The sequence below is a fragment of the Winogradskyella pacifica genome, from assembly GCF_003386275.1.
GTDB classification, from domain to species: domain Bacteria; phylum Bacteroidota; class Bacteroidia; order Flavobacteriales; family Flavobacteriaceae; genus Winogradskyella; species Winogradskyella pacifica.
The window spans coordinates 1-20,980 of the sequence record NZ_QREI01000011.1 but is presented as its reverse complement, the minus strand read 5'-3'; the positions used below and the strand labels follow the sequence as shown (position 1 = coordinate 20,980).

Annotated in this window: 15 protein-coding genes; 8 read left to right on the top strand and 7 right to left on the bottom strand. The window is 30.4% G+C overall.

The features are described from left to right. A complete protein-coding gene (locus tag DFQ09_RS17475; protein ID WP_115812695.1) occupies positions 1–3,303 on the bottom strand; it encodes a PAS domain S-box protein in 3,303 nt (1,100 codons plus the stop codon). A 602-nt stretch (positions 3,304–3,905) separates the two neighbouring features. Between DFQ09_RS17475 and DFQ09_RS17470 the strand changes: the two genes are divergently transcribed. The 5 genes from DFQ09_RS17470 (at position 3,906) to DFQ09_RS17450 (ending at position 6,937) form a co-directional block, all read left to right on the top strand. Then, entirely contained in the window at positions 3,906–4,706 is an 801-nt protein-coding gene (locus DFQ09_RS17470; protein ID WP_115812693.1) for a patatin-like phospholipase family protein, read from the top strand. Beyond that, on the top strand, positions 4,703–4,924 hold the full coding sequence (locus DFQ09_RS17465) for a heavy-metal-associated domain-containing protein (RefSeq protein ID WP_115812691.1): 222 nt from the start codon (positions 4,703–4,705) through the stop codon (positions 4,922–4,924). Before DFQ09_RS17470 ends, DFQ09_RS17465 begins: the two co-directional genes overlap by 4 nt. A gap of 72 nt (positions 4,925–4,996) precedes the next feature. Continuing rightward, positions 4,997–5,659, top strand: a complete 663-nt coding sequence (locus DFQ09_RS17460) for a YceI family protein (protein ID WP_220347463.1) — start codon at positions 4,997–4,999, stop codon at positions 5,657–5,659. A gap of 4 nt (positions 5,660–5,663) precedes the next feature. After that, positions 5,664–6,299: a dienelactone hydrolase family protein gene (locus DFQ09_RS17455; RefSeq protein WP_115812687.1), complete on the top strand. Its 636-nt coding sequence runs from the start codon at positions 5,664–5,666 to the stop codon at positions 6,297–6,299. A gap of 5 nt (positions 6,300–6,304) precedes the next feature. Next, positions 6,305–6,937, top strand: a complete 633-nt coding sequence (locus DFQ09_RS17450; RefSeq protein WP_115812685.1) for a phosphoribosyltransferase — start codon at positions 6,305–6,307, stop codon at positions 6,935–6,937. A gap of 111 nt (positions 6,938–7,048) precedes the next feature. On the opposite strand, the gene DFQ09_RS17445 is transcribed toward DFQ09_RS17450, so the two are convergent. The 3 genes from DFQ09_RS17445 to DFQ09_RS17435 all read right to left on the bottom strand — a co-directional run bounded on the left by DFQ09_RS17445 (position 7,049) and on the right by DFQ09_RS17435 (position 10,454). Next, on the bottom strand, positions 7,049–7,663 hold the full coding sequence (locus DFQ09_RS17445; RefSeq protein ID WP_115812683.1) for a T9SS type A sorting domain-containing protein: 615 nt from the start codon (positions 7,661–7,663) through the stop codon (positions 7,049–7,051). After that, a complete protein-coding gene (locus DFQ09_RS17440) occupies positions 7,564–8,178 on the bottom strand; it encodes a hypothetical protein (RefSeq protein ID WP_115812681.1) in 615 nt (204 codons plus the stop codon). The genes DFQ09_RS17445 and DFQ09_RS17440 overlap by 100 nt, the downstream gene beginning before the upstream one ends. 332 nt (positions 8,179–8,510) lie before the next feature. Further along, on the bottom strand, positions 8,511–10,454 hold the full coding sequence (locus tag DFQ09_RS17435; RefSeq protein WP_115812679.1) for an erythromycin esterase family protein: 1,944 nt from the start codon (positions 10,452–10,454) through the stop codon (positions 8,511–8,513). A gap of 122 nt (positions 10,455–10,576) precedes the next feature. Here DFQ09_RS17435 and DFQ09_RS17430 point away from each other — a divergent pair, with 122 nt between their 5' ends. The 3 genes from DFQ09_RS17430 to DFQ09_RS17420 all read left to right on the top strand — a co-directional run bounded on the left by DFQ09_RS17430 (position 10,577) and on the right by DFQ09_RS17420 (position 14,540). After that, positions 10,577–11,614 (top strand): glycoside hydrolase family 130 protein, encoded by a 1,038-nt coding sequence (locus DFQ09_RS17430; protein WP_092470148.1) that lies wholly within the window; start codon positions 10,577–10,579, stop codon positions 11,612–11,614. Positions 11,615–11,619: 5 nt separating this feature from the next. Next, entirely contained in the window at positions 11,620–13,896 is a 2,277-nt protein-coding gene (locus tag DFQ09_RS17425; protein ID WP_115812677.1) for a glycosyltransferase, read from the top strand. A gap of 143 nt (positions 13,897–14,039) precedes the next feature. Continuing rightward, positions 14,040–14,540 (top strand): nicotinate-nucleotide adenylyltransferase, encoded by a 501-nt coding sequence (locus DFQ09_RS17420; protein ID WP_092470152.1) that lies wholly within the window; start codon positions 14,040–14,042, stop codon positions 14,538–14,540. Between the two features lie 185 nt (positions 14,541–14,725). Here the strand turns inward: DFQ09_RS17420 and DFQ09_RS17415 are convergent, their stop codons facing one another. The 3 genes from DFQ09_RS17415 to DFQ09_RS17405 form a co-directional block, all read right to left on the bottom strand. Next, entirely contained in the window at positions 14,726–17,371 is a 2,646-nt protein-coding gene (locus DFQ09_RS17415; RefSeq protein ID WP_115812675.1) for a cation-translocating P-type ATPase, read from the bottom strand. A gap of 132 nt (positions 17,372–17,503) precedes the next feature. Further along, positions 17,504–17,956, bottom strand: coding sequence for an Hsp20/alpha crystallin family protein (locus tag DFQ09_RS17410; protein WP_092470154.1), 453 nt, complete (start codon positions 17,954–17,956; stop codon positions 17,504–17,506). Between the two features lie 1,300 nt (positions 17,957–19,256). Then, entirely contained in the window at positions 19,257–20,513 is a 1,257-nt protein-coding gene (locus DFQ09_RS17405; protein WP_092470156.1) for a tyrosine-type recombinase/integrase, read from the bottom strand. Between the last annotated feature and the right edge of the window lie 467 nt (positions 20,514–20,980).

Below are 20,980 nucleotides of genomic sequence, written 5' to 3'. Positions count from 1 at the left end.
TTATATTTTTATTCCCAAATTATTGAGACTACATTCATTATTATTAATGGGCAATTCAACGCAAAACGTGGTGCCTTCATTTAGTTTACTTTCAAAACTAATAGTTCCACCGATTAGCTCGGTATAGTGCTTCGCTATATTTAATCCTAAACCTGTTCCTTCTATATTTATAGCATTATTCGCTCTAAAAAAACGATTAAACAATTGGTCTTGTTCTTCCTGAGGAATACCAATACCGCTATCTCTAATTTCTATTAATACTTTATCATTGTTTTTAGATATTTTAAAATTTATAATTGAATTTACTGAGGAGTATTTTGATGCGTTAGATATGAGATTGGTAATTATTTGACGAAGTAATTTAGCATCTAGATTTACAATTAGATGCAACAGACTTGAATTATAATTGATTTGCTGTGTTTTTTTCAGAGTCACTTTACTTTCATTAATCAAAATTTTAACAAAATTGATAATTTCAAAGTGTTCATTTACAGCTTTTGTTTTACCCTCTTCTAATTTACTTAATGAGAGAAAATCGTTTAAAATAGTGACAAGGTGATTTACATTCTGTTCAATTTGTAATACGTATTTTTCTCTTTTTAACTCTGTTCCATACCCATTTTGCTTGCTTATTAAAATAGCAGAAGTTAGTATAGCACTTAGAGGCGTTCTAAACTCGTGAGATGCTGTAGATATAAAACGCGATTTTAGTTGATTTAATTCTCGCTCTTTTTTTAGTGCATTTTGTATTCTAAATTCAATTTCCTTTTGCTCTGAAATATCGGTGTAAACCATTAAGGCATTAGATACTTGGTTGTTTTCATCAAATAAAGGTGCAGTGTTTACAGAGAAGTATCTGTTTTTATATTCAAGTTCAAACGAGAGATGGAATCCGGAGAGTGTTTTAGAAATGTATTCTCTAATTATTTTTTTTCGTTCTTCAGCAAAAATTGAAAGATCATCTAAATTCATGCCTTCAAAGACAAGTGATTTAAAACCAAGTTGATCTAACGCTTCACCTTCGGCTAAGACCAATCGAAAATCTTTATTTATAACAACAATTAAGCCTTTCGGAAAATTTTTTGCAATTGCAGTGGTAATTGATTTACTAATGATAGTCTCACTTTCCGCTTGTTTGGCTATCTGTATTTGATCTTTGAGATTAAGATTAGTAACTACCAACTCTTTCACGGTTGCCATAACTTCTTCTGTACGCTCTTTTACTTTTTCTTCTAATTTTTGAGCGTATATTTCTAACTGCTTTTTGCCTTCTTTTAGTACAATTATATTATTATGTTTCTCAATGGCAATACTTGCCAGATAAGTCATGTCTAAAAGCATTTCTTTTTCGTTAGCTAAAGGTTTTCTTGCTAATGAGCTAAAAAAACTTAATACTCCTAGTGCTTCACTAGTAGATGACATAATTGGGAATGACCAACACGCTTTTAAACCATCTTTTAAAGCCATGTGTTTAAAACCTTCACAAAACACGTTAGTTTCTATATCAGAGGCAATAACTTCTCTTTTTAAAAACGCAGCAGCACCAAACGTGCCTGCCTTTGGACTAATAACAGTACCATCAATAAAATTGCAAAATGTTTTTGGTAAATTTGGTGCCACTAATATGTGTAATGTTTTATCTACTTTATCTAATATGGAAATTGAACCCAAACAATCTTTAAGATATATTTCTGCTGTATCAATAATTTTTTTAGTTATCGATTTTAAAGGCTTGTCTTGAGCTATTAATTCTAGTATTTTTTGAATTCTATCTTTAAGATCTTCTGCTCTAACCTTATCTGTAACATCATTTTGAACACCTATGAAATGAGTTAATTTATTTTTATGGTTACGAACAGGTGTAATAGTAACATCATTCCAAAAAAGTGTCCCGTCTTTTCTATAATTTCTCAGTACAACACTACAGGCTTTTCCCTCTGCAATGGCCTTTTTCATAACATTAATCTCTATTTGATCTCTATCATCTTTTTGCAGAAAATTACAGTTTTTACCATATACCTCTTCTTTACAATAGCCTGTAATTTTTTCAAAAGCATCATTACAGTAAATAATTGGTGTATTTCTTTTTTGCGCATCTGAAATTATTATACTATTACTTGCAGAAGCCAAGGCATTATTTTTTATATTAAGTTGTTCATCCTTTTCTCTTTCTTTTGTAACATCTCTTACAATGGTTAAAAGTTTATTGTCGTTCATATGAACCACACGGGCTTCATAATGTTCAATTCCTTTTTTACCTTCAATACTATATTCTACTATCTGTAAGTTTCCAGAGGCTAGCAAATCTTTGTAGGATGTTTTTATTTTTTTATATACAGATATCGGTAATACATCCTTCATATTCAAACCAATGAGTTTTTCGGGCGCTATAAATAATTTTTTAGAATTCTTTGCATACCAATCAAGATAGTTGCCTTGATGATCTTGAATAAACATCATATCTGGTATGGCATCTAACAATGCTCTCATTTTAACTTCATTAGTCTTTATGGTAAATTCCTGCTCTTTATATGCAGTTATATCTGTAATAAATCCTACTAAATCGATTCCATTATTTTCTTGGTTATATACAGCTTCCCCTTTTACCCAAACATATTTTATACTGCCATTTTTATGTTGAATGCGATGCTTACAGTCAAAAGTTTTTTTTTGTTTTACGGCAGTTTGTATGTGTTCCCAAACGTTATTGCAATCTGCTTCTATAATGAGCTGACCGTAATTTATATTCGCGTTTTTAAAATCATTATATGGATGTCCTGTAATTTCTAAACAACCTTCACTAATATAGTGCATGGTATAATCTTTATTATTTTTACAGCGAAACAAAATACCTTTGATATTACTAATTAATGAATCAAATTTTTGATTACTTTCTATTAACTTATCATTAGTTTGCTTAATTTCTAGAAGATTTTCAGTTCGATTGGTTACATCTCGCAAAAAAGTGATGATTAAATTTTTACCATCAATTATCGAAGAACTTAACTTGATTTCTAAATTAAATTCTTTTCCATCATTTTTGACCCCTAATATTTCAAAATTTTTATTAGTCCTTGTTTTTTTTAAGTTTATTATGTATTTTATAAGTTGTTCTCTATTTTTACTTGTTATTAAAGTATCTAAACTCCTACCTAATAAATCATCAGAGTCAATACCAAACAGATTTTCGCATGCAGGATTTGCCAGTAAAATAGTCGCGGTGTTATCTACCACTAAAACACCTTCAGATGTTAATTGGAACATACTTTGAAAAAGACTTTCATTTTGTAGACTACCTATCATTTATTGCTTATAATTTAGTTGGTTATAATGCATTTTTAACTCAGAACTGGCTGTATTACAATTTTCGGAAAAGACTTTGTAAATTACGGTTGTATAAATGAGATAAGCAGTTCTTTAATTAAACAACCTAAATATCATTTGAGTTTTTTTGTGCTAAATGCAACTCTCACACCAAAACTATTTTCAATAGCATTTGTGACTAAAAATTGTGTTGTATTTTTTTCTATAATTTGTCTTTATTAATAAATGTCATTAAATTTTTTCTAAGTGAACTAATTGAGAATGTTTAATCTACATACAATAAAAACTCGCCAATTAGTTGTAATAAAAAATATCTATTATAAAATTAACCTTTTTTAAAACCACTTAATATGATATATATCAGAATCTTACAACCAATATCATATAAATAGATATTATATATAAATAAGTACAAAAAAAATGTCTTCATATTATAAGAAAAACAAAGTTATCCAATGAAAAAATGAAATTAGGTTAATCTTATTTTTGATTAAATGATCACGGTCATTTCAAGAACATTTATTAAGCCATAACTTCAGTAATTATAATCAAAATCAGTTTTTTAATATTTTTAGATAGCAATGAATAGCGAGACTATAGGTTTAGTACTTTCTGGAGGTGGTATGCGAGGCGTAGCACATGTTGGTGCAATAAAAGCCTTAGAAGAGCATAACATTTACCCAACACATATAGCAGGTACAAGTACTGGTGCCATTGTAGGTGGATTATATGCTTATGGCTATACATGTGATGAGATGATGCAATTTTTTAAAACCGTACAAATTTTGGACTACAAAAAATATGCACTCAACAAACCAGGCTTTATAGATAGTGGTAAGTATTACAGTTTTTTCAAGAAAAAATTTCCAGAAGACAGTTTTAGTGTACTAAAAAAGAAACTATTTATTACTGCTACAAATATTACTGATGGTAAACTTGAAACCTTTAGTGAGGGTGAACTTATAAAACCGATTTTAGCTTCTTCTGCTTTTCCTGGATTGTTTTCTCCTGTTAAAATTAAGGACAAGTTATATATTGATGGTGGTGTGCTTAATAATTTCCCTTTAGAACTTATTAGAAAAGATTGTGACACTTTAATCGGTGTGTATTTAAATCTCTTTAAAACTGCTTCTATCAGTGATTTTAAACACTTTTATAACATTATTGAACGTGCTATAAACATTAGAATAGCCAAAAGTGATGAAAAAAAATTTATACACTTTGACGTCGTAATTGCACCAAAAAACTTGACGCATTATGGCTTATTCGATAAAAAAAATATTGATGCTATTTATAAAATAGGTTATAACACCATGAATAAAACACTAATAAACAACACTTTAAATATTAAAAAACAAGAACCTTCAATATTACAACTATGAGAAAAACAGTACACATACAAAATCTCATCTGTGACACTTGTGCAAAAACTATTACAAGCAAACTTACAGAATTACAACATATTAGTGATGTAGATGTTGACTTAGAAAAGGAAACTGTAAGCTTTAACTTTTTTACAAAACATGATTTTGAACATGCTAAGCACACCCTAGGAATGCTGGGCTATCCGATACTTGGACATGATAATATTTTAAACTAGTAACTATAACAATGAAAAAATACCACAAAGATGACCTCTTTAAAACTGTTCTTAAAAGGAATCAAGTGCTTTATGAATCTTATTATAATGAAACGTCTCTCTAAATATCTTATGTATCTGCTCATGGTATATGGAATGATTACTTGCAACAATTCAGACAAAAAACTACCGAATACGACCTCTAACCAAATCCAATTTTCGGGCCAACAGCTATACACCATTGATAATTCTGGAATTTCAATTTTATGGACAGCTCATAAATTCACTAATAAAGTTGATGTTTCAGGGACTTTTAACACCTATATATTTGAAAGTAAAAAGACCTCTGGCACTGTTGAAAACATCTTGAATAAATCAAAATTATCAATACCTACGGCAACTGTAAACTCAAGCAATCCAATACGAGATTTTAAATTAGACACTTATTTTTTTAAAGCGTTTAACACTTCAAAAATAATAGGCACAATTACAAAAGCGAAAGAAAATGAAGGCATTATAGATTTAAAAATGAATCATACTTCCAAAAAAATTCCATTTACCTATGCTATTGAAAAAGATACCATAAGGCTTTTTACCAATTTGGATCTAACCTATTGGAAAGGAGAAGAAGCCCTTAAAACACTTAATACGGAATGTTATGAGCTTCATAAAGGGACTGATGGTATTTCAAAATTATGGACAGATGTGGATGTCGTTATTAAAATACCTGCACATAAAACACTTATAATAAATTAAAATTATGAAATATAAAGATATAAGTATCCCAATAAATAACACAATCTTAAAAGGACGACTGCGTATAGCAGAAAACCAAAAAGGACTTGTTATTTTTTCTCACGGAAGTGGTAGTAGTAGAATGAGTAGCAGAAATAATTTTGTTGCAGATTTACTGTTAAAGGAAGGCTTTTCTTCGTTATTATTTGATTTATTAACGGAAGCAGAAGATACTATTTATGAAAATAGGTTTAACATTGATTTACTTGCTGAACGATTGGTGGCAACTACAAAATGGATAACCAAACAAAAGGACATGCAAAATGTACCTATTGGTTTTTTTGGTGCAAGTACTGGTGCGGCTTCTGCATTAAAGGCAACACCCTTTTTAGGAACAAGGATAAAAGCCATTGTGTCTAGAGGTGGTAGACCAGATATGGCCATAACTATTTTAGATAAAATAAAGAGCCCAACCCTTTTAATTGTTGGCGGTAACGATGGTGTCGTTATTGATTTAAACAAAAAAGCCTACTCCAAACTTTTAGGCATTAAAAAAATAGAGATTATTGAAGGTGCAACCCATTTATTTTCTGAAGCAGGAAAATTAGAAGCTGTAGCAAAATTAACCTGTAATTGGTTTAATAAATATTTAAAAAACTAAACATCATGGTATTTAAAGATAGAATTGAAGCCGCTTATTTATTAGCGGACCAACTGGAAACCTACAAAGAAAAGAATGCTCTAATTTTGGCTATCCCAAGAGGTGGAGTGCCTATGGGATATATTTTAGCAAAACAGCTGCATTTACCTTTAGAAGTGATACTTTCTAAAAAAATAGGGCATCCATTGCATAAAGAATTTGCTATTGGTGCCGTAACCTTAAAAAGCCTAGTTTTAAGTGAAGCCGCTAAAGAAGTCTCTAAAAATTATATTGAGGAAGAAACTAAAAAAAATAGAACTTTGCTTTCCAAACGCTATCAAGATTATTATGGTAATAAAAAACCGCAAGAACTTAAAGATAAAATCTTAATTATTGTAGATGATGGTATTGCTACAGGTAATACTATTATATCTACTATTGAAATGTTACATGATGAGCAACCAAAAAAAATTGTGGTTGCTATTCCGGTATCATCTCAAAGTGCTTTACAGAAACTAAAAAACACACCATTTATTAACGAAGTTATTTGTCTATCAATACCCGAAAATTTTAGAGCTGTAGGTCAGTTTTACAAAAATTTCGACCAAGTTGATGATACCGAAGTTAAAACATATCTCAATAAGAAAACTACAAGTTAAAATTTATTTAACGAACCTCAAACACTTACAAAAATCACAAAGACAAGATGTTCTTAAAACAAAAATAATTCTCAACAAGTACCTATTGCATTACTTGCTGAGAATTGATGATTAATGCTTTACAACCAATTTTTTAATATGTACAGAATTATTATAAAATAGCTTTATAATATAAATTCCATTTGAAAGGTTAGTTAAATCAATTATATCATGTTCTTGCTTTATTAATTTTGAACATAATTCTCTTCCATTAGTATCATAAATAAAAACATCTAAATTATAATTTGAATTAATATGAATTCTATTTGAAGCAGGATTAGGATATATCCGTAAATTTATTAATTCGCCTACTTCAGTAATAGCTAATGGTAAACAAGAATAGGTTCTTGTATCTCTAATTGTATTTAACCATGTATTATTATCGAGCCAATCTTGCGAAATCATTTCCGTTGGGTTTCCGTCAGTACTATTTGTTATTAAAATTCTAGAATCGATTTCATAAGTAGTACCATTCCAGTCTTCCTCTTCTATTTCTATTAAATAATCATTTCCGTCATAGTAAAATATTTCACGATATTCATTTTCCCAATTGAACCCATCCCAATCTTGAGACTCTAACGTAGCAATTAAACAATAAGCATAAGAATAGACTTCACGAGCATCGTTTTCCCAACTTGTCCCATTCCAATCTTGAATTTCAATGGTTGAAATAAAAAAACTGAACAAGAATACACCTCATAAGAATACACTTCTCGCTCATCATTTTCCCAAGAATTTGAAGACGTCACCCACTCTTCAGTAATGCTGTTTATTAGAAGGTTTTCTGAGCCAGAATAAGTCGAAGTTTTCTTCTCTGATTGCTGCCATGTATTATTTACCCAAACAGAAGTTAGTAATTCTGTTAAGTTACCTCCTGAATATGTATAATCCTCTTTGAATAAATTGTTCCAAGAATTTGTATTAGAATTCCAAAGTTGTGCAATCATTAAAATTGGCTGATTACTATCATTATAACTAGTGGTAATAAATATTGAATTAATAAGAACGCCTCCGAGATCTACTTGTTGTAATGTTTCAATGGGAAAACAATCTTCATTAAACGTATTGCTTGTTCTAGACGACAAATTCCAATTTGTTCCATCCCAAGAATCAATTTCCCAAGTTTCGGGAACTGCGAAGGATTGCTGCTGTGCGTAAAAGTTCGAAAATGTAAATAATAGTAATAAAGTAATTTTTTTCATAACATAATATTTTATGGTTAATTGAAAATTCAAATAATACATTAACATGTATAAACTATCGGATATTAATTTTCACGTTTTAATTTAATTTTAATCAATAGTTTCAATAAAAATAGCCGTAGTAATACATTTTTAAAATGATGTGAGTCAGTTTGCTTGTGATTAAACATAATGACCTAAATCATTGATTTTTAGTTTTGAATCATCTTTATCCTTTAATATTTATTGAGAGTAATGCTAGTATAGAGTTATAAAAACCTATAACATACAGAAAATATAAGTTTGTACAAATACAACAGTTTTAATAGCTAGAATTAATAAATTGAAATTATTTATTTGTCTATTCTGCCAAATGGATGCATGTATTTTAGCTCAGGCTTTTCTGTTTTTATTTTAAGTGGTGTTATAGCTTTTGTTTTATTGAACCATATATACTCATCAAATTGAGATGGTAAAACAGTTTTAAAGTAATGGCTCATCAATTCTGTTTCTGGTCTATAAACAACGCCAATAGCGCGTTCTAACCTTGGTGTGCTTAATAATTTCCTCAAGTTTTTTTCTGAATGTTGTTCTCTTAAAGGCAATGTAAAATTAGTAACGTTAGTTTTATGACATAAATGTTCGTAGCTTTCTGCTAAAGAATTATTAATAGGCATAACTTGCATTGCATCTCCCCAGTTTTTAGCCGCAGCAACGGTTCCTGTATGGGTTCCAAAACCAATATTATAAGATTTAGATCCAAAATGTTCCTTGCATAAATGCCCAATATTTATTTCTCCTCTCGCGTACATTTCTGTAGCCAAAGCATTTCCTATATGCGAATTATGCGCCCAAACAACCGCTTTTGAGTCTTTACCATGATAAGATAGTAATGATTTTAAGGTATAAAACATGTGAAAATCACGCAAGTTCCAAGATTCTGCGCTACCATAGTACATAGCTTTGTAATACCGCTCTGCGTCAACCACAACTGTCGCATTTTGGTAGGCATAAAAATAGGCTTGAGAATGGTTGAGTTTATTTTTGTTTTTTAACAAATCAAACAACATTTTTAGCACGGCTTTCTCACAGCTCTCTAATTTCTGATTTTTTACTAATTTACCATATACGGTAGGATTTGACATATAAGGCATAATACACGAATAACGCAATTTTGCAAGTGCTGCTAAGTCTGAATCAATCTCTTCAAGATAATCAATAACTAAATCAATAGAGTTTTCTAATCCATATAAATCAAGGCCATAAAAACCTATTGTATTATTATGTTTAGTATTGTTTTTTTTAAGCCATTCTACAAATTCGAGTACTTCCCTATTTTTCCACATCCATTCAGGAAAACGTGCAAAAGGCATCCAATCTTGAGATTGGTATTGGTTTCTTACATAATTGTTAATCTGCTCTGCATCGGACCAATCTGCTTCTGCACAAACAAGGTTAAACCCTTTTTTTTCTATTAATGCTTTTGTGATTTCTTGCCGCATGGCATAAAACTCTGACGTTCCATGTGAGGCTTCTCCTAATAACACCACTTTAGCATCACCTATACGCTCTAACAATCCATCTATTGGGAATTTTTTAATCGTTTTAAAAGGAATGGAACTAATACCTATTTCGTCTATAATTTCATTTTCAGGATACATCTTAGTCCCAATTTTAGGAATCAGTTTTGGCTTTGGAATAAAATAGTTATCTCGTAGAGCCTTTGTGATAAAATCGGTTTCAGAAGTGCGTTCTATAATTTCTAGCATAACGTGTGCCCAATCTGGTCCAACTGGAGCCAGTAATTTAGCACCTATGTTTAATTGTTGTTTTATGGTATTAGGAACTTCTTTAAATTCTGAAGCACTTAAGATAGCATTAAATGGGCCTTTTGTTTTCCAACCGTTCACAAGTTTCCCAGTTTTTATATGCACATTCGTAACCTCTATATTCTTTAAGACTTCTAATGCCCATTCTGCATAAGTTTTAGTAGTTTCTACGGTGTATACCTCCTTATAAATCTTAGAAAGTGCTGCCAAAATATAAACAGAATCTACTCCAATAACCAAAATTTTCTCTTCCTCTTTAACTTCCAATTGCTCTAACATTCTGGCAACTACAATAACTCTAGGTTCTGTTTTCTCGATGGCTTTTTCAATTCTGATATCTTCATAAAAATAAGGATGTAGGTTTTCTGATAAAAAAAACGCTTCAGGAATATCTTGAAAGGCCTCAATAAGCAATGAATTTCTTATGCCTTTATCTTTTAATTGTTCTTCAATACTAATCTCCTTCATCTTTATATTTATTTAAAAATAGACTGTTAAATATAGTACCAATGAAACAGTTTTGAAATGACCTAGATCATTTTAGCGGTTATTAAATAAAGTTAATTTCATCAAAAATCCAATGCATTATAATGACTTTAGTAACTAAACATGGTATTATTCTCGAAAAGACGAATAATAGCTTTGAAAATTTAGGAGTTTTTAATCCTGCTGCAATTCAAGAAGGAAATACCGTGCATTTATTATATCGTGCTGTTAGAAATGGAAATTTCTCTACCATAGGTTATAGCAAATTAGAAGGTCCTTTAAAAGTTATTAAGCGCTATAATGAGCCTATCTTTTTCTCAGAAACTCCAGAAGAATTTCAAGGTGTGGAAGATCCTAGAATTACAAAAATTGATGATACCTATTATCTTTCGTATGCTGCTTATGACAGCATTAACGTTTTTGGTGCATATGCTACTTCAAAAGATTTAAAAAGCTTTGAACGACAAGGTATTATTACACCCAAATTTACCTTTGAAGAATATTCAGAGCTTATTAAAAATAATTATGAAAAAATAAGTATCCATCATACACTTTTCTATGATTTATATTGTCGGTATAAGCTTGAGCGATTAATGAAAGGAAAAATATATGTTTGGGACAAGAACATTATCTTTTTTCCGAAGAAAATAAATGGAAAATTTGCCGTATTCCACAGACTTTTTCCCTCTATTCAAATCTTATATTTCAATGACCCTTCTGAGTTAACGGTAGCATTTTGGGAGACCTACATTTCAAATTTAAGACAACATATTGTATTACAACCAAAATATAAACACGAAAGTAGCCATATCGGTGGTGGATGTCCTCCTATTGAGACTGATTTAGGCTGGTTGGTTATATACCACAGTGTAGAAAACCATACAAAACACTTAATTTATCATGCCTCTGCAGTTTTATTAGACTTGAATGATCCTAGAAAAGTACTAGGAAGACTTAATAAACCTTTGTTCTCTCCTACTGAAAGTTATGAAAAAGTAGGCTACGTAAACAATGTAGTATTCCCAACAGGAACAGCTCTTTTTGATGATGAGCTTTATATATATTATGGCGCAGCAGATAGTTGCGTAGCAGTGGCATCCGTTAATATTAATACACTATTAGATGAACTGAAAAATCAATAAAAACAATGAAAATAAATTCACCACCTAAAATACTGTTTCTATCAACATTTCCTCCAACACAATGTGGCATTGCTACTTATACCCAAGATACTATTTCTGCTATTACTGATGTTTTTGGTGAAAACTTGGCTTGCGAAATCTGTGATATTTCAGATAATACAGATGTAAATCATAATGTTCATTTTACCATCAATCCCACATTAAAGTCAGATTACACTAAAATTGGCAGAGAAATAAATGGCGACAATACTATAAAATTGGTACATATACAACATGAATTTGGTTTGTTTGGTGGCACTTATGGAAACTATTTATTAGGTTTTCTGGACGTACTAAAAAAACCAGTAACTTTCACATTTCACAGCGTTATACCAACTCCTGATAAAAAATTAATGGCTTTTGTTAAGCTACTTATTTCTTATAGTAATTCTGTCATTGTAATGACTAAAAAATCTAAAAAGATACTAGTAGACGATTATGATATTAATGAAAATAGTATTGCATGCATTCCACATGGCACTCATAACGTTAATTATGAAAATACTCAAAATGCTAAACGTAAATTTAATTTAGAAAATCGCACAGTTTTGTCAACCTTTGGGCTTTTAAGTTCAGGCAAAAGTATTGAGACAGCCTTAAAAGCATTGCCAGAAATTATTAATCACACACCTAATGTTTTGTATTTAATTTTAGGCAAAACACATCCCAATACCTTAGTAAACAACAAAGATGACTATAGAGATTCTTTAGAATTGCTTGTTAAAGAACTCAAACTCAAAAACCATGTCAGTTTTATTAATCGCTATTTAGAAATAGACGAGCTTTTGGACTATTTAAAGGCAACAGATATTTACCTATTTACTTCTAAAGATGCCAACCAAGCCGTAAGTGGCACTTTTGCTTATGCCATGAGTTGCGCTTGTCCTATCGTGGCAACAGCTATTCCGCATACTAACGAAGTGCTTTCAATTAACGAAGGAATATTAGTACCTATTGAAGACTCAGAACAAATGGCGAAAGAAACAATTAAAATACTACATAATAACACATTACGAGAGTCTATGGCACTCTCCGCTTTTGAAAAAACAAGAGCATCTTCATGGAATAATGTCGCTATAAAACAAATTGATATTTATAAAAAAAGTATCGATGAATCGTTGAAAACTACATTCAACTATCCTCCAATAAAGCTAAACCATTTAAAAAATATGACCACAGCTTTAGGCATAATTCAGTTTAGCAAAATTTCTGAACCAGATATTAATTCTGGATATACCTTGGATGATAATGCTCGTGCGTTAATCACTATGTGTATGCATTATAATGTGTTTAAAAAATCTTCAAACTTATTATTTATAGATACATACTTATCTTTTATTGAGCGTTGCCAAACAGAGTATGGCACTTTTATAAACTATGTGGATGAGCACAACCAAACGCATATAAAAAACGACTATGTAAATCTAGAGGATTCTAATGCAAGAGCTATTTGGGCTCTGGGAACCGTTGTTTCTTTAAAAGAACATTTACCAAAAACTTTTGTAACTAGAGCGAAATTAAGTCTCTTACGAAGTATACCATGGATGAGCAATATTTTGTCTCCTAGAGCTATTGGTTTTGTGATAAAAGGATTATATTTATATAACTCTGCAGATAAAGATAACAATGCGATATCAATTATTAAAAAACTATCAAAAAACCTTATTTCAAATTACGATGTCAATGCGATAAGAAGCTGGAACTGGTTTGAAAATTACTTAACGTATGCTAATAGTGTTCTTCCAGAAGCTATACTTTATAGTTATCTAGTAACAGGTAAAGATTCTTATAAGAGAGTCGCTATAGAATCGTTTGATTTTCTACTATCAAAGATGTTTATAAATGGGCATTTTAAAGTAATTTCTAATCAAGGATGGTATAAAAAAGACAGTATTCCAAGTAAATTTGGAGAACAACCTATTGATGTTTCTTATACCATACAGACTTTAAGTCTCTTTTATAAAACGTTTGAAGATCCTATGTATAAAACGATGATGCAAACAGCATTTGATTGGTTTTTAGGTAAAAATCATCTCAATCAAATTATGTATAACCCAATAACTGGTGGTTGTTATGACGGCTTAGAAAAAACGAACGTAAATTTAAACCAAGGTGCCGAGTCCACTATTTGCTATTTGATGGGACGCATTATTATGGAACAACAAAAGACTGTTTCATCTATAAAGCTATTTCAACAAAAAAAAGCAACTATGAAAGCCTCTTTTAGATTATCAAATAAATGAGTTTTAACAAAACCAAAATTTAATCTATAGCTAGATTCCAAGATGCTTCTACTACAATAAAATCAATCTAATGACCGAGGTCATTTTACAGCTTTTGTTTGATGTTTAAATTTGAATATTATTAACTTTTAAACTTTATTATTATGAAAAATTTATTTCTTTTTTTATTAATTTGTGCGTTCACCTCGCCAATATTTGCACAAATAGTTGAACTCGACACAGTTGTCGTTCGCCCTATCAAATACAAATACATTTATGAAGTGGTGGATGAAGATATTGATCAAAGCGTTAAAGATTTACAAATAAAACTGGCTAAGTTTGATGTAACAAAAGAAGAGTATTACAGCGATGAATATGATAGTTACAATGTGTCATTTTATATTCCAAAAGGATATGCTGTAGCTACTTATGACGAAGATGGTAAGTTACTTAGAACTATTGAACGTTATAAGAACGTAAAACTACCACTTTCAGTAAGTAAAGCGTTAGTAGAACGGTTTCCTAACTGGGCAGTAGATAAAGATATCTATAAAGTGAGTTATTCTGAGCCAGAATGGGAATCTAAAAAAACCTATAAGTTAAAATTGACTAATGGAGAGAAAACCATTAGAGTTAAAACGGACCAAGATGGTAATTTTTTATAAATTTGAAACAATGCTTATAAAAATTAATTAAAATACTCATTACTCTGTATAAATGAGATTACAAAAAAGACCAATGAGCTTTGATAGGTTTAATGGTCTTTTTTTTATATTTCACTAATAATTGCTTTATTACTAACTATAAAAATAGTCTAAAGTCTATGTATAAAAAAGTGCGTAAAACACGATTAAAACGTAAATCCTAACCGTTTAAAAATCTGTGATAAAACCAATGAACCAAAAGCAAAAACGATTACCCAACCTATTTGTTCTGTAGATAAATTGGTTAAGAAAAGTGCGTTTGACACAGGCGGAATGTAATAGATACCCACGGTTATCAATAGTGATATAACAATAGAAGACCATATCCAAGGATTTTTTAAAATTTCATTATTAAAAAATGATACTCTGCTTTCTGCCATGTTAAAAACGTTTAATAATTGCGCTAAAACTAAGGTGTAAAATGCCATATTGTTTATTATTTTAGATGTTAGTTGAAGTACGAAGTGAGCATAGGCAGTAATACCAATAACAGCAGTCGTTATGCAAAGCCCGAAGATAATGGTTGATTTCCATCGTTTTGCAGACATAATCGGTTCGTTGGCTTTCCCTGGTGGACGTTTCATAATATCCACTTCTCCTTTTCCCATACCTAGGGCTAATGCAGGAAATATATCTGTAATAAGATTTAAAAACAATATTTGTAAAGGTAATAATGGTGCTGGTAAAGCTAGTAAAGCTGCCAAACCTACAGACACTACTTCTGCCAAATTGCAAGACAGTAGATATACCACAAACTGTCTTATATGATCAAAAATGGCACGTCCTTGCTTAATGGCCAATTCCATTGCTGTAAATTTATCATTTTTTAGAATAACATCTGCTACTTCCCTTGCTGCTTGTGTACCTCTAATGCCCATGGCAATCCCAATATCTGCTTTATGCAGAGCAGGAATGTCGTTAATACCATCACCAAACATACCTACAACATTATCATTTACTTGATAAAGGGAAACCAGTTTTAATTTTTGCTCTGGTGTTACCCTCGCAAAAACCGAAGCATTCAATATATTTGTTACCATAGTAGGGTTTGGTTCAGTTTCAAATTGTAAGTCTTGTCCATGTAAAATACTACTTGAAACCGAATTTTGAGGTAATAAGCCAATTTCTTGAGCTATTTTTTTTGCAGTTCTTAGATGATCTCCCGTCATCATTACCACTTTTATACCCGCTTCTTTATACACTTTTATGGTTGCTTTTACATCTTCTCTAGCTGGATCCAAAAATCCAATAACTCCAATAAAAGTTAACTGAGATAACACCTTATTTTTTTCTGGTTTTTCATCGTGTTCTTTATAAGCAAAAGCTAATACTCTTAGCCCTTGAGATGCCAAATTATTAACGCGATTAGTCCATTCTTTTTTATTCTTAAATACTTGTGATTTGTTGTCTTTAAGAATGGTATTACAAAGGTTTATAACACTCTCAAAAGCGCCTTTTACGTAAACCGCGAACCCTTTCTCTGTTACATTTAATGTTGCCATTAATTTACTAGAGGTATTGAACGGAATCTCTAATTCTTCAGGATTATTCTCTTTAATTTCTTTTGGATTAATATGCAATTTTTTAACAAACTGAATGAGTGCCAATTCAACACTGTCTCCTTTCATGTCTTTTGCATTTAAAATAGTATTGTTGCACAAAACACTATTCATTATTATAACATTTAAAGCTTTGGATTTTTCTATATTCTCAAAGTAAACATTGTCTTTGTTGTGTATTTCGCTTAGAGTTTCACCTTCAAAAATCAAGGTATGTACTTGCATTTTATCTTCGGTAAGCGTACCTGTTTTATCTGTACAAATAATGTTTGTAGCCCCTAAAGTTTCAACAGCCTCCATTTTTTTTATAATAACATTTCGCTTGGATAGTTTCATCATACCTCTTGCCAAAGCCATAGTTGCTATAACAGGAAGCCCTTCTGGTATTGCTGCAACAGCTAATGCTACGGCTGTTTCTATGATTAAACGCATATCCAAATCTCTTAAATAACCGGTAAAAATAATGAGGATTGCAAAAAATAAGGTAAGGTATATAAGCCGTTTACTTAATGCACTTATTTTTTTTTCTAATGGGGTTCGTTCTTCTTCAATCGTACTTCCCATTTCCTGAATCTTACCTAGTTGCGTGTTTTTTCCAGTATCAACTACGATTGCTTTTGCAGAACCTTGCTCTACAGTGGTTCCCTTAAACACCATATTTTTCCTGTCTGATAATATAGTGGCGCGAGGTAGAACGTTGACATGCTTGTAGATAGCTCTACTTTCTCCAGTTAACGATGCTTCTTTAATTGCTAAGTTTTCAACAGTAATGAGCCGAGCATCCGCTGAAACGACATCTCCTACTTCCATTAAAAGAATATCACCTGGTACAAGTACAGATGATTTTACAGTTTTAATTTTTCCGTTGCGCAAAACCGTGCTCTCAGTAAATCCCATCTGTCGAAGTGCTTCAAGAGAACGAATGCCTTGTAGCTCCATTATAAAGCCTATAATTACTGTAATTAGGACAACAGTGATTATAGCTATAGTCTCGGGCAAATCATCGTTAAAAACGAAAGTAAGACCTGCTGCAACCACGAGAATGAAGATGATTGGATCGTTACATTGGTCTATTAAGATTTTTATTGTTTTCTTTGGTAGTTTTGCTGCTATCTCATTTTTGCCATATTCCTTTATACGTTCCTTTACTTTACTTTCAGTTAAACCAGAATTAGTATTACTGTTTAACCTGTCTACTACAGATTTTATGGAAAGAGAAAAAGGTTCTGACATGGTCATTGGTATTATAAATTAAAATCAATCACTACTACAAGTAAAAGGTTTAAAAACCCTCTTGCCAAAACTTTTAGATAAAAAATTTTGGCAAGAGGGTAATCTCCAAACATCTTCATTAAAAATCACACTTTACGCAATATCAATTTTCTTTGGCTTGTGCAGTTTAGCCTCTTCTTTTTTAATAAGATTAAAACTAAGCACACCATCTTTATATTTTGCTTTAACATCTTCCTCTTTTATAGAATCTGGAAGTTGCAATCTTTTTTCAAAAGAATTATAGCTAAATTCTTTACGTGTATAGTTGTTTTCTTTTTCTTCTTCAGAATGTGAATTTTCTGCTGAAATATTTAAGCATCCGTCATCGATGGTTACTTCAAAATCTTTTTTAGAAAATCCAGGTGCTGCCAATTCTACCTCAAAAGCTTCGTTGGTTTCTTTAATGTTTAGCGCTGGCTCATTCAATTGCGTATTCCAAAGTTCATTACTCAATAATGGGTTACTAAAAAAATCATCATTATCAAAAAAATTTGATGTAACAAGATTTCCCCATGGTCTTCTGTTTCTAAATTTTACAAGTGACATAATTTTATAATTTTAAGTTAAACAATTTATTTACTGCTAAATTACATGGAAACTAGAGTTTTAGAAATGACCTAGGTCAGTAGGATTGTTAAACTTTATTCAAACAGAATTTTATGCCTAATTTTATGAAGTATTGATTAAGATTTTTAATATGCATTTAATCCTTTTGGATCCAAATTAATATTAATTTTAATAGTAATTTTGCTCTATGAGATAATGAGTAATATTTTATAATTTGAGTGATTAGCATCATATCGTTGTTCAAATAAATAATCTTAAAACTAGATGAAAATAACTACTAATACTAAACGTTTTTTAGACATAATTTGTTCATGAAAAATTTGGCAAAGACTAAAATTCAAATCTTATTAATCAAATTAAAAGCTTCCTAAATTTCTATCAAATTGTTAAAGAATAAACCAAATATAGTATTAATTAAAATGAATTTTATTTTAAAGGAATCTCAGTTCTGATAAAATACAAATCCTTATCTACAAAAATAGATGTTTTTAATAATTGTATTATTAGTTTCTCATCCCGTTTAGAATTCTAATCAAAACGACGAATAATCCAAAGTATCTTATTAGAAAGTAGCAGAAAGATAAAAAACCGCCCTTCTATCACTCTTTTATACTTAGTGATAGTATCCAAAATCAATTTTACTCTTGCCATTTCTCAGTAATTATAATTCAATGAAGAAGGTTCTTTTAATATAACCAGATAAAGATCCTAATCTAAAAAAAATCTTAATAGGGTTTCGAAAATTTTGTAGCGAAAACAAAATTGATTTTGAAGTCTTAAATGAGGTTTTTGGAGATATGGTTTTAAGAAAAGGAGATTAATTTATTACTATTGAAGCATCTGATTTAGTCCACTTAATTAAAAAAATTAAGATAGGAAGAATTTGTTTTAGTCGAGAAAACCGGTAAAATTAGCTATAATGATACACCATCTAAAGAGTTATTAAGGATCACTGTTATCTCTACAGATTTTATAGTGAATGGAGAAACCGCAGCTAAAATGAAAGATCAATTTAAGGCATCATTTTATTCTATAGATCGTAAATCCCTTTGATTCTAGCTATAAAAAATTTATGGTGTAACGAGCATATTTATTATTAAACTGTACCAACTCATTCAAATATGTATTTTAAATAAATTATACTTAAACGCTGTTATAATATTTTTATTCAAAATATCTTTTAGATTTACTAAATAATCTAATATAACTTTAATGCATAGGAAGACCAAAACATATTATCTATATTCTTATGAGTTATTTCATGAGATTGTTTTAATAATTAACCAACGATAAGATCATTTGCTTCATCTAAAACTATATTTTCGAAACTTTTCAAATAAACCTCAGTTGTTCGAATAGATTGATGCCCTAGCCCTTCGCTAATTATTTCCGTAGAAATGCCCATGTTTTTTGCGATAGTTGCCCAAGAATGTCGTATATAATAAGAGGTTATTTTTTCTTCTATATTTGCATCTTTTGCAATTTTCTTCAATAATTTGTTAATTAATCTTCTGTCTGAGCGATATTTTTTAAAAGCTTCAACCGAACCGTCATAACCTATTGGAAAAATAAAGTCATTGGGCTCCTTATCATGTGTATACTTATTAAGTATTTCAGAAAATTCTGTGGTGATTCTAATTGATAAAGGGTCGTTGGTTTTACTTCTGCCATAAAATATTCTATTTCCCTTTATATCACCTAATTTCAATTTAGCAAGATCAATTAAATTCATACCTCTACAATTAAACATGGCTAAGAAATAATTTCTTGTATGCCAAAGAGTACTGTTTTCTTCATATTTCAAATTTCGAATAGCATTTATTTTTTCTTTAGACAATGCCTTTTTTTTTGTTCTTGTTGTAGATGGAATTTTATAACTAGAAAAAGGATGTTTAAATGGTATAAATACATCTTCTTTAATTGCACTATTATAAATAGCTCTAATTGCTCTTGCGTATGAACTTATACAATTTTTAGAATTTCCTTTTGATAAATGTTCTATCTCAAAATCAGTTAAAAAAGTTACTGTAATCTGATGAAACTTTACAGGAGAATTATTATTGAATTTTTCAAAAGCTGTTATTGCATTTTTGTACCAATTAGCAGTTGCAGGTTTGTTAGATTTCAGTTTTCGATTTATTAAAACGTTACCCCATTCCGCAATGGTAATTTCATTAGAAAGATCTTTCTTAACCTTTGAATCTAATTTATCATCCCATATTTTCTTAATATTCTCAACTAGCGTATCAACTGTTATCTGATTAAGAGTATCACCAAGTTCATTAATCAAAGTCTTTGCTGAATGAAGTTTTTCATATAACGCTTTATTAATCTCATCACAATCCAAATCCTTATTTACTGAAACTGATTTTTTCATTGTCATGTTATTTGCATCCCATCCAGCTTTAGACGTCTTGTAAGGAAGACGAATCATTCTAGGTCTCTTATGAAAAACTCTAACTACGATTGGAAACAACCCTTCATTCGCAGTTTTTGATTTAGCTCTGGTATCTAAAATTAATTTTGCTCGTGCCATTTCTCAGTAATTATAGATATAAAGTTAGCAAAAATTACGCACACTTTACGCACACTTTTGTTTGAGTACAATTCATATCAAACAACATCAAAATCAATTAAACCTCACGAAATCAAATACTTAAAAATAATATTACTTATAAAAATAGTCGCTTTTTTGGCCTTCTAAGCAGGCGGTCCTAGGTTCGAATCCTAGTGCGATCACAAAAAGCCTTAACATTTATGTTGAGGCTTTTTTGTGTTTTATAAGTATATATAATATAACAAAGGATCAAGGGATCAAGACTAAAAGTTGTGTTTAAGCAAAAAAAAGCCTGAACACATTATAATGTTCAGGCTTTTTGTATTTACAATTCAATTTATCTTTTTAAACTAAAATGGGCTTTAAATTCTTTACGTACTCCGTCGCTTGGTTCGTCGTACTCTACTGTAAACCAGTAGTCACTTGTTGGCATAGCTTCATTATTA

Excerpts from the sequence above, each read along its gene's own strand:
- DFQ09_RS17475 (WP_115812695.1), bottom strand. The coding sequence starts at position 3,303 with ATGATAGGTAGTCTACAAAATGAAAGTCTTTTTCAAAGTATGTTCCAA.
- DFQ09_RS17470 (WP_115812693.1), top strand. The coding sequence starts at position 3,906 with ATGAATAGCGAGACTATAGGTTTAGTACTTTCTGGAGGTGGTATGCGA.
- DFQ09_RS17465 (WP_115812691.1), top strand. The coding sequence starts at position 4,703 with ATGAGAAAAACAGTACACATACAAAATCTCATCTGTGACACTTGTGCA.
- DFQ09_RS17460 (WP_220347463.1), top strand. The coding sequence starts at position 4,997 with ATGAATCTTATTATAATGAAACGTCTCTCTAAATATCTTATGTATCTG.
- DFQ09_RS17455 (WP_115812687.1), top strand. The coding sequence starts at position 5,664 with ATGAAATATAAAGATATAAGTATCCCAATAAATAACACAATCTTAAAA.
- DFQ09_RS17450 (WP_115812685.1), top strand. The coding sequence starts at position 6,305 with ATGGTATTTAAAGATAGAATTGAAGCCGCTTATTTATTAGCGGACCAA.
- DFQ09_RS17440 (WP_115812681.1), bottom strand. The coding sequence starts at position 8,178 with ATGAAAAAAATTACTTTATTACTATTATTTACATTTTCGAACTTTTAC.
- DFQ09_RS17435 (WP_115812679.1), bottom strand. The coding sequence starts at position 10,454 with ATGAAGGAGATTAGTATTGAAGAACAATTAAAAGATAAAGGCATAAGA.
- DFQ09_RS17430 (WP_092470148.1), top strand. The coding sequence starts at position 10,577 with ATGACTTTAGTAACTAAACATGGTATTATTCTCGAAAAGACGAATAAT.
- DFQ09_RS17425 (WP_115812677.1), top strand. The coding sequence starts at position 11,620 with ATGAAAATAAATTCACCACCTAAAATACTGTTTCTATCAACATTTCCT.
- DFQ09_RS17420 (WP_092470152.1), top strand. The coding sequence starts at position 14,040 with ATGAAAAATTTATTTCTTTTTTTATTAATTTGTGCGTTCACCTCGCCA.
- DFQ09_RS17415 (WP_115812675.1), bottom strand. The coding sequence starts at position 17,371 with ATGTCAGAACCTTTTTCTCTTTCCATAAAATCTGTAGTAGACAGGTTA.
- DFQ09_RS17410 (WP_092470154.1), bottom strand. The coding sequence starts at position 17,956 with ATGTCACTTGTAAAATTTAGAAACAGAAGACCATGGGGAAATCTTGTT.
- DFQ09_RS17405 (WP_092470156.1), bottom strand. The coding sequence starts at position 20,513 with ATGGCACGAGCAAAATTAATTTTAGATACCAGAGCTAAATCAAAAACT.